At 29.1% G+C, this 10,765-nt stretch carries 7 protein-coding genes and 1 pseudogene; all 8 read right to left on the bottom strand.

The window, feature by feature from the left end:
* Positions 1-115: 115 nt before the first annotated feature.
* Positions 116-265 (bottom strand): annotated as a pseudogene (locus ACRC28_RS06085) (ribonucleotide-diphosphate reductase subunit beta); the annotation flags it as partial.
* Positions 266-279: 14 nt separating this feature from the next.
* On the bottom strand, positions 280-2,502 hold the full coding sequence (locus tag ACRC28_RS06090) for a ribonucleoside-diphosphate reductase subunit alpha (protein ID WP_438542558.1): 2,223 nt from the start codon (positions 2,500-2,502) through the stop codon (positions 280-282).
* 309 nt (positions 2,503-2,811) lie between these two features.
* Complete coding sequence (locus tag ACRC28_RS06095; RefSeq protein ID WP_438542559.1) at positions 2,812-3,165, bottom strand: arsenate reductase family protein; 354 nt, start codon at positions 3,163-3,165, stop codon at positions 2,812-2,814.
* A gap of 1 nt (position 3,166) precedes the next feature.
* A complete protein-coding gene (locus ACRC28_RS06100) occupies positions 3,167-5,083 on the bottom strand; it encodes a sensor histidine kinase (protein ID WP_438542560.1) in 1,917 nt (638 codons plus the stop codon).
* Positions 5,061-5,744, bottom strand: a complete 684-nt coding sequence (locus ACRC28_RS06105; protein ID WP_438542561.1) for a response regulator transcription factor — start codon at positions 5,742-5,744, stop codon at positions 5,061-5,063. The genes ACRC28_RS06100 and ACRC28_RS06105 overlap by 23 nt, the downstream gene beginning before the upstream one ends.
* 87 nt (positions 5,745-5,831) lie before the next feature.
* On the bottom strand, positions 5,832-5,990 hold the full coding sequence (locus ACRC28_RS06110) for a hypothetical protein (RefSeq protein WP_438542562.1): 159 nt from the start codon (positions 5,988-5,990) through the stop codon (positions 5,832-5,834).
* Between the two features lie 88 nt (positions 5,991-6,078).
* Positions 6,079-6,570 (bottom strand): DUF3794 domain-containing protein, encoded by a 492-nt coding sequence (locus ACRC28_RS06115; RefSeq protein ID WP_438542563.1) that lies wholly within the window; start codon positions 6,568-6,570, stop codon positions 6,079-6,081.
* 11 nt (positions 6,571-6,581) lie between these two features.
* Positions 6,582-10,765: DUF7507 domain-containing protein (locus ACRC28_RS06120; RefSeq protein ID WP_438542564.1), on the bottom strand; the 4,184-nt coding region annotated here is incomplete at its 5' end.

Below are 10,765 nucleotides of genomic sequence, written 5' to 3' on the forward strand. Positions count from 1 at the left end.
AAGGCTTTAGGGGTTAAAAGCAATTAACTCCGAGTCTGCACCTATCGCTAGATACAGAGGGCTTTCTGTTTTTAAATCTATATTTCTATACATATTTGTATAGTTTTATTTAAATTTGTTGTAACAGTTTAGTTACCCATGAATATTTCATATTATTAAAATCATTTAAGTTTGTTGTATTACCATTAATCATTTTTTTCTTTGAAATTTCTGTATCTCCAAATTCATTAAATAATGGTTTTTTATTTATATCAAATCCACTCATTTAAAATCTGCCTCCTAAGCTGAACAGCTTTCACAATCACCTACTGTTAGTGATTTACTTCTTACATAATATATTGATTTAACTCCTGCCTTACAAGCTTCTATATAAAGGTTCATTATTCCTCTCATTGTATAGTTAGTTGTAATATAAAGGTTAAATGATTGCCCTTGGTCTATATGTCTTTGTCTAACTCCATTCATTTGAACACACCATGTTTGGTCTATGTTATAAGCTGAGTTATAGTACCAGTATGTTTCTTCTGAAAGTCCTGGTGCTGTTTTAGGAGTGATACTTCCTTTTTTCTCTTCAAGCCAGAATCTTGACATTACTGGGTCTACCCCTTCTGATGTTCCTGCAAGAGTAGCTGTTGAACCATTTGGTGCTATTGCTAATAAATATCCATTTCTCATTCCATATTTATTTATCTCTTCTCTTAGATTGTTCCATCTATCTGAGTTATATTCTCTTAATTCAAAATACTGTCCATTATCCCAGTCAGAACCTTCAAATTCTTTATATCTTCCCTTTTCTCTTGCTATATTCATACTAGCTTTTATTGCATAGTAATTTATATTTTCATATACTCTATCAGTGAACTCTCTATGAGCTTCATCTGTAAAGTGAATTCTATTATTCGCAAGCATATGATGATATCCTGATGTTCCAAGTCCTACTGCTCTATATTTTTTGTTTGTAACTTCTGCATAAGGTACTGAATAATAGTTTAAATCTATAACATTATCCATTCCTCTAATTTGAGTTTCTACAACATATTCAAGCTCTTCTTCTGAATTTACATCAACATTTCCTAAAACTACTGATGATAAATTACATACAACAAAGTCTCCTGCTATAGTTTTTTCAACTATAACTGTATCTCCATTTTCATCAACTATTTCAGTTTTTTGAATATCCATAGGACTCATATTTTGCATTATTTCTGTACAAAGGTTTGATGAATATATCATTCCTTTATGCTTATTTGGATTCATTTTATTTACTGTATCTCTATAAAATGCAAATGGTGTTCCTGTTTCTGCTGCACTTTTTATAATCATTCTTACTATGTCTTTTACTTTCATAACTCTTTTTTCAAGTTTTTCGTTATTTACACATTCATAGTATCTTTTTTCCCACTCTTCTCCGTAGAAATCTTCTAATGAATATCCCATTTCATTTTTAATTTCATGTGGGCACATCATGTACCAATCTGCTTCTATATCATTTTCTGCAAGCTTCCAGAAAAGGTCTGGATAACAAAGTCCTGGGAAAATATCATGTGCTTTCTTTCTATCGTCTCCATTATTTGTTCTTACTTGTAAAAACTCTGGCATATCCTTATGCCATGCATCAAGCCATATTGCAACTGAACCATTTCTAACTCCAAGTTGGTCAACTGCTATTGCTGTATCATTAAATAATTTAACCCAAGGAATTATTCCTCCTGATGCTCCCTTAAATCCTCTGATTGGTGAACCAAGTCCTCTAATTTTACCTATATAAATTCCCATTCCTCCACCAAACTTAGATACTTCTGAGAAGTTATCAAGTGATTTATATATTCCTTTTAAACTATCATTAACCGTATCTATAAAGCATGAGCTTAATTGATAAAAAGGCTTTCTTGCATTTGCCATTGTTGGTGTTGCCATTGTTGCCTTTAATGAACTTAATACATCATAAAATCTTTTAGCCCAATATAATCTATTTTCTTTTTTCTCTGGAATTGCTAAATGCATTGCTATTCCCATAAACATTTGTTGTGGTAATTCTAAAACTTCTCTATTAAAGTTTTCAACTAAATATCTTCCTGCTAATAACTTTATACCGCTATATGTGAAAAGAAAATCTCTCTCTGGCTTTATTTCTTTTTCAAGCTCATTTATATCTTCTTCTGTATAGTTTTCTAAAATGTATTTTCCATATAATTTATCATCTACTAGCTTTTTAACAAAGCTATATAAATTTTTATATAATTCCTCATTATTTTCTAGCCCTCTATTTTTTCTTACTTTATCATATAGTTTTTCTACATATAATTTAGATGCAATATTTTGCCAATCTGGCTCCATATCTGTGGTTAATTCTAATGAAACTTGTATAAGCGATTCTCTTATCTCCTCTTTATCCATTCCCTCTCTTATTATTAGTTCCATCTTTTCTATTAATGTTTCTGCGCTATATGTTCCGTATTCATCTTGTATAGCTGCTATAGCCTTTTTACAAAGTTCTTTCATAGTGTGCACCCAAGCCCCTTTCAACAATATGTAGTATAGTTATATTGTATTTTCTCCAAAGCAATACAATATATTGACTTATATATTATAGTTTTAATATTTCATTATGTAAAATATTAAAGTTTTAATTTAGACTAAAAAAGTATACTTTATATAATTCAATCTTTAAATATCTCCTTTTTTTAATCACTTTTATGTTTTGACAATTTTATTTATTAAGAGAAATATATTCACCCCTTTCTTTAATTTTAGCTAAAAAAATTCAAGTAAATAAATTTATCTACTTGAATCTTTATACTGTCTATTTAATTAAATTATTTCTTCCCATTCTTGCTCTTTAAATCCAACAAGAACTTTATCATCTTTAATTAATATTGGTCTTTTCACCATCATTCCATCTTTTGCTAGAATATCTAAAAGCTCATCTTCTGATAATACTTTTACCTTGTCTTTCATTCCTTGCTCTCTGTAAAGAACTCCACTTGTGTTAAAGAATTTTTTTATTTCATAACCACTCATTTCAAGCCATGCTTTTAATTCTTCTTTTGTTGGATTGTTTTCTTTTATGTCTCTATCTTCAAAATCTACTCCATTTTCAGTAAGCCACTTTTTAGCCTTTCTACATGTCGTACATTTAGGATATTCTACAAATAATACTTTCATCTTAATCATTCTCCCTTATCTCTTTTTCCATTTGCTCTTCATTTATTTTATTTATAAATTCATCTCTCTCAGTTGCGAAAGGAAGGAATACATAAATCTTAAATAAATCACCGTCTCTTTTTATTCTTGTAGTTCCATTATGAAGCTCTACTATGCTCTTAGTTATTGCAAGACCAAGCCCTGAACCCTCTACTGATGATGTTCTTGATTTATCTGCTCTTGCAAATCTTTCAAACATTTCATTTTCATTAAAGTCCATTTCATAATTTGCTACATTTTTAAATGAAATTAAAACTCCATTTTCTTCTTTTATTATTGATACATATACTCTTGTATTTTCCATAGAATATTTTAATGAGTTTATAACTATATTTTCAATAACTCTTGATATCATTATTCCATCAAGGTCCATTATTATCTCATCTTCTTCACAATCTACCTTAAATTCAATATGTTTCTCTTCATATATTGATGAGTATTCTCCTATCACTTGATAAATAAGAGATGTTATATCTATCTTTACCTTTTCTAAAACTATTTTACCTGAATTTATTTTTGATACTTCAAATAAATCTTCAATTAAGCCTTTAAGCCTGCTTGATTTTTGCTCTAATATCTTCAAGTATTGTGCTTTTTCTTCTTCTGATATCCTTTTATCTTGAAGAATATTTACATAATTTATTATTGAAGTTAGAGGCGTTTTTAAATCATGGGATACATTTGATATAAGCTCAGTCTTTAGCTTTTCATTATAAAGAGCCTCTTCAACAGCTATATTATATCCATCTTTCATCTTATTTATATTTTTTATAAGCTCTCGTATTTCAGTTCCGCCAACTTCTCTTACTGTGTGGTCAAAGTTTCCATCATTTATTATTTTTAATGAATCCCTAACCATTCCAATTTCTATATTTCTTTTAACTGAGTACATTACACCTATCATTGGCATTAATACAAGTAAAATACTTCCCTTAAATGGATATGCACTGAAGAATTTAGCTATTATATTATTTTCAGTTCCACCTATTGCTAACAGGTATAAATAAACTATATAGAAAATAATACTTAAGATTATACTTATTATTAAAGTTCTTCTAGGACCACTATATTTAAATGCATATCTAAATATATAAATTATATCACCAATAAAGTTTCCACTTATCTCAATTTTACCTTTAGCATTTATAAACACTATTATTAATTTAACTACTAATAATATGTTTACTCCTAAACTAAGTGCAAATAAAAGCAAATCATCTATAGCATTATCTACTGCTGGTTCAAAGGTTGATTGAGGTGTGTAATATACCTCTTCAAACTGTCTTAATATCTTAGTTGAATATGTAACCAAGCCTTCTTGAACACTATTATTATATAAATTTACATTATTGCAACTATAGGTTATTACTTTTTGCCCTCTATATTTTTCACTTATTGCATCATACATTTCTTTTTCACTTAATTTATCAGTACCTTGCAAAAATGGGTCATTTGAAAAAATTCTTCCATTTGACTTATCTCTAATTATAAAAAATATATTATTTGAAATTGTGTTATCTTTACTAGTGTTTCCATTTAATAAAGCATCTGATTTACTATATAAATTATCATTATATAGCATTGTTCTTATAGCCTCTATTTGACCTGGTGAATCTGTAAGTAATTTTCCTAAACTATCTGTTTCATTATAAACATTTTGGCTTATAGTTCTAACATCTTGTTTTAAAGAATTTTCATAAAATGCCTTTCTATCTAAAACAGCTCTAATTGCACCTGTTCCATTTTGTGTTGAAGGACTCCCTATATATCCTATAACGACTTCAACATTTACTATAGTTAAAACAATCAATAGTATAACTTCTATTAGCCATAATTTATTAAAATATCGCTTTATACTACTTTTCAATTTTGTATCCAATTCCCCATACCACCTTTATGTATTCTGGCTCTTTGGTATTTATCTCAATTTTTTCTCTTATTCTTCTTATATGAACCGTTACTGTATTCTCACTCTTATAAAATGGTTCTTCCCATACTTTTTCATAAATCTCTTTTATAGAAAATACTCTTCCAAGATTTGATGCTAAAAGAACTAAGATTTTATATTCTGTTGCTGTAACCTTAATCTCTTCCTCTCTTACAGTTATCTTCTTTGCCACTGTGTCTATCTCTAAATCTCTTACCTTTATAAAGTCCTTACTTTCTATTGATAATGGACTTTCATATCTTCTCAGTTGTGATTTTACTCTTGCAACTAATTCTAAGTGATTAAATGGCTTTGTTATATAATCATCTGCACCTACATTTAATCCTAAAATTTTATCTGAATCCTCACCTTTTGCTGAAAGCATAATTATCGGGATATTATTTTTTTCTCTAATTTTTTGACATGCCTCTATCCCATCCATTTTAGGCATCATTATATCTAAAATAACTAAATGTATATTTTTTTCATCAATAATATCTAAAGCCTCTATTCCATTACTTGCATTATAAACTTGAAGCCTTTCACCTCTTAAATATATATTTATTGCATCTCTTATTTCTTTTTCATCATCTACTACTAATATATTAAACATAACGTATCATCTCCTTTATTATTTATCTTAACTTAAATTTTTTAAAATTAGTATCTAGTTTTGTTACAAAATTCTTAACTATTTGCTTTATGATATAGTTGTTTCAATATTTGGCTTAATATTTTCATTTTTCTCTGTCTTATGTTCCTTCATATAATTAAATAATACGCCTAAAACTATTATTATTAATATAACCAATAGAATTTTCTTATGTTTTTCACTTCCTGGCAGATTTATTCTAAACATTCTTATCCCTCCAAAAACTATCTTATTTAAATATTATCATATTTTAATAAAAAGTGGTTGCCCTCTTTTTAGGCAACCACTAATTTGATTAATTAACTTGGATTAAGACTGCTACATTTTTCAATATTTCTCTACAATCTATTTTACTTACTAGCATATCTTCCACACATAATTTTATACATGGCATATTATTTTTAAAATCATATTTAGGGTCCATAATTACAAATGTGGAAAATGGTGTTTCATTTTTTATTGTAAATAATCTTCCATCTTCTAAACCTTCATACATAATACTTTGAATTAACACTCCATTTATAATTACCTTGTAACCTGATAAACCTGTTCCTTCTGCATTTTGAACATTTACTGAATCTGGTGTTACAACTATATTACTTCTTACAACTTGTGCTAAGACATTTACATTTAAGATATTCCCTATATTCGGACAACCATCTGGTACTTTTACTTTTTCACTTACAGTTATCTGCTTCCAATTAGTAGTTAATATAGAATTACTACAAGGTTTATTTCTTATATTTATAGTAGGGTTTGAATCCTTACAACTTCTACAACATTTCATACCTTCCCCTCCTAACATAATGGCTTCTTAGCACATGGCGTTGCTTTTACTATTATTGTTGTATTACTAAATACTCCATTATCATTTGAGTTATAAACAAAGATATCCTCAATACATGTTTTTATATTAAAACTATTTAAATCACATACATTCATATCTTCACCAACTATTATATAAGTTCCTACTGGTACCTTAATATTCTTTCTTTTAACTATTCCACAACCTGCACCTTCCATATAATTAATCTTTATGGTTAATAACATATTGATTAATAGTTTATTTCCACTTAATTCTAAGCCTTCATTACTTGTATTCATTGCTAATGGAGTTTTTATAACCTTAAAGTCTATAATATCAATACTTCCATTTACTGATAGTATTTCTCCTATGATTGAAGAACTATCGATTAAATTTGAATATACATCAAATTCCTTCCATAACGTTTGTCCCACTTCTAAGAATTCACTTATATTTGGACATAAATTACTTATCGACATATACTTCACTTCTGTCTCTTCTTCACATTTTAATCCACAGCTTGAACTACTTCCTGTTGTTAAATAAGTCAATACTGTACTTGTCAATTGTATCTTTCCATTACATAATGACACAATTTCTATATCTTCAACACAAGATTTAGGCACTAAATTCATTCCCAAATATTCACGCTCTATTACTATAAAGCTTGAGAATATTTGAGTGAATTCTTTTTTAATTATTTCACCTTCACTTGTTATAATCCTTAAAGTAAATCTAATTACACTTTCTACAACTTCTTTTTCACCAGTTAGCTTTTCACCTTCCGCATTTGTGGTATTTCCTGTATCTGGAGTTTTTACTCTTTCATTTCGTATAAATAAAACCTCACCTTTTATGCTTTCAATCTCTTCTATATCTGTAATTCCAAGATCACTTTCTGATGATATAGTTTTTTGTTTCCACATTTTAAAGTTTCTAATTTGTTCCCCTACACATGCCTTTTCTGTAGTAGAGCAAATTCCATCCACAGTATATTTAATCTTTCCACAACTTCCACTTGTATTATTAAAAACTTGTGGATTAATTCTATTAACTATTGTTACTGGACAGTTTCCTACAGGAACTTCCTTATTAGGATCAACATAAATAGATACAACTACAGTATTTGTGTTACTATTTGTGGTTCCACTAGTAGGAGGTTTATTTGGATCAACTATAAATTCATAATTTCCTGTTGCAGTATTTTTAAACATACTTCCTCGTGGCACCTCGGTAAACTTCACTTTAAACTTAACTACTTTCACTTCACTTGGTCCTACTTTATCAATAGTAATTCCATTTACTATATTTAATCCTGGCATTATAGTTCCATTAATACTAAGAGAATTATCAACAAATATAGCTCCACTTGATAGTGTATCTTTTAAAACTACATTTAAGGCATCTACATTCCCTTTATTTTCAACCTTTATTGTATATTCAATCATATTATCTACATAGGCTACATTTGTGTTTGAAACTTTTGTTATCTGTACATCTGCAACTCTTATATTAGATATTCCATTTGTACTTTGCTCTTCTTTGCTAACTGGTGGCTTATTTGGATCTACAATATAAGTGTAACCCACAACTGCTACGTTATTTATAATAGAGCTTGGCATTATACTTAGAACTTTTGCATTAAATGAAACTACACTACTTGCTCCTGACTTAATCTTTCCTACATTTATACCTGACTCTATATTTCCACTATTACTAACCCCATTTACCTTTACACTATTTGGTACAAATTGAAGATTTGATGGCAGAGTGTCTTTAACTATTGCATTATTTGCATCTACATTTCCTAAATTAGTTAATGTTAGTGTATATTCAATTTCATCACCTATAGTTACATACGCTTTACTTACACCCTTAACAAATCCTAAATTACCTTTATTGAAATTTGCATTATTAATTTGAGTAGTTCCACTTTCTCCAGTTGCTTTCATATTTTTTGCAGGTAAGCTTGGATCTACTATATAGCTATAATCTACATCTACAGTATTTTTTATAGGGTTATTTACTGGAATTGAAACCACTTTAACTTTAAAACTTATAGTTTTAACTTCATTTATACTTATCTTTCCAACACTATATCCAAGAGTTGGATCTGCCCCTGGCACTGCTACATTATTCACCCCTAGTGAATCTTTCACAAAGCTTGTCCCTTCTGGAATTGTATCCTTTAAGCTTACAGTATTTATATCAATATTTCCTTCATTCTTTATAATAATTGAATAAAGAATTTCTTCCCCTACATCTGCATATTGTTTATCACTTACTTTTAAAACTGATAATTTCCCATTAATAACGCTATTAGTTAATACCCCTGTTGTTGTAGTTACATTTTTATCTATTCCATCTACTGTGAATTTATAGTCTACAGTTGCAGTATTTTCTATCTTTCCATTTGCAGGTAATGTGTTTACCACTACAGTAAATGCTACATTTACTGTTCCATTTGGTACTACTGTTCCTACATTAACTCCTGCTTGTATATCACCTGAATTAGCAACTCCATCAACTGTTAAACTTCCTGGAACATAGCTAACCTCTTGTGGTAAATTATCTTTAACTATTACATTATTTGCATCCACATTTCCTGTATTTTTAATTGTTATTGTATATCTTATATTCCCACCTAATTCTACATTTTGATAATCTGAAGTTTTTGAAAAACCTCCTGTGCTTGGATCAATTGATGCATATTTTAAATCAGTCGTTACTACAGTTGTTAAATCTACACCCTTATTTCCATTTGGCTTTGCTGGATCAACTGTAAAATCATACTCTACCCATCCTTGATTTGAAGTTGATAATGGAATTGGTATTGAATTTACAGTTACTTTAAATACAATGGTATTTACTGCAAGTGGTTGAACTGTTCCTAAGCTTATTCCTGATTGAGGATTTGCTGTTGATAGTACAACACCATTTAATACTACTGAAGATGGAACAAAAGTTGTTCCAGTTGGAATTGTATCTTTAAATACAGTATTAGATGTTGCTACATTTCCAACATTCTTTAATACTATTGTATAAGTCACTACATCTCCTACTGTTGCTTCTTTTTTATCAACAGTTTTTGAATTTCCACCTTCACCTTCTTTAAAACTTGCATAATTGACAAATACTTTTACTGGTGGTGAAATTCCTTCCCCACTTTCTCCATTTGGGTTACTTGGATCCTTTGTATACAGATAACTTATTCTTGCATCATTTGTTAGTACATTTGGATTTGGAACTGTATTAACAACAACTTTAAATTCAATTGTTTTTATCTCACCTGGATTAATATTTCCTATATTATTTCCTAATGGGTTTGTTATATCTACTCCTGGTTGAACAACTCCATTTAATTTAAAGCTATTACCAACAAAGCTTGTTTCTTGAGGAATAGTATCTTTAATTATTACATTAGTTGCAACAACGTTTCCTGTATTTTTTACTGTAACTGTATAAGTAACAACTTCTCCTTTTGTTACATATACTTTATCTGCAGATTTTATTACTCCTCCTGTTGCTCCATCAATTACAGCTGCATTTACTTTTGTTGTAACTGTATTTGAGTTTGAACCACCACTCTTATTTGGTAAACTTGGATCTACATTGTAATTAAAACTAAGACTCGCAGTATTTGGTGTTGTATCATTTGGTAATGTGCTTAAAACTAAAACTTTAAATGTTATTGTTACTATTTGTGCTGGTGTAACTGTTCCTACATTAATACCTGTGTTTGGATTTCCACTATTAGCTAATCCATTTACTAATACAGTATTACTTACATAGCTTGTGTTTCCTGGAACTGTATCTATTACAATTACATTATTTGCATCTACATTTCCTAAATTCTTAAGCGCTAAAGTATATGTGATAGTATCACCTATTTTTGCATATGCTAAATCTGCACTTTTTGTAAATCCACCATTACTTTGATTAAAGTTTGCATTGTTAATTTTAGTTCCACCACTGCTTCCTTCACCATGCCCTGTGCTATCAGGACCTGTAGGGTCAACTTTATAAGTGTAGTCAACGCTACCAATATTCACTACTGGATTCACACTTGGAATAGTATCAACTTTAACCTTAAATACTATTGTTTTTGCTTCCCCTACTAAAAGTGAAGTTATATTTATTCCTGTAGTTATATTGCTACTTGGACTCGCTACTCCAT

The organism is Clostridium sp., assembly GCF_051650885.1.
GTDB lineage: Bacteria > Bacillota > Clostridia > Clostridiales > Clostridiaceae > Clostridium.

Bases quoted from the DNA above. Each gene is read 5' to 3' on its own strand.
- ACRC28_RS06090 (WP_438542558.1), bottom strand. From the start codon at position 2,502: ATGAAAGAACTTTGTAAAAAGGCTATAGCAGCTATACAAGATGAATAC.
- ACRC28_RS06095 (WP_438542559.1), bottom strand. From the start codon at position 3,165: ATGAAAGTATTATTTGTAGAATATCCTAAATGTACGACATGTAGAAAG.
- ACRC28_RS06105 (WP_438542561.1), bottom strand. From the start codon at position 5,744: ATGTTTAATATATTAGTAGTAGATGATGAAAAAGAAATAAGAGATGCA.
- ACRC28_RS06110 (WP_438542562.1), bottom strand. From the start codon at position 5,990: ATGTTTAGAATAAATCTGCCAGGAAGTGAAAAACATAAGAAAATTCTA.
- ACRC28_RS06115 (WP_438542563.1), bottom strand. From the start codon at position 6,570: ATGAAATGTTGTAGAAGTTGTAAGGATTCAAACCCTACTATAAATATA.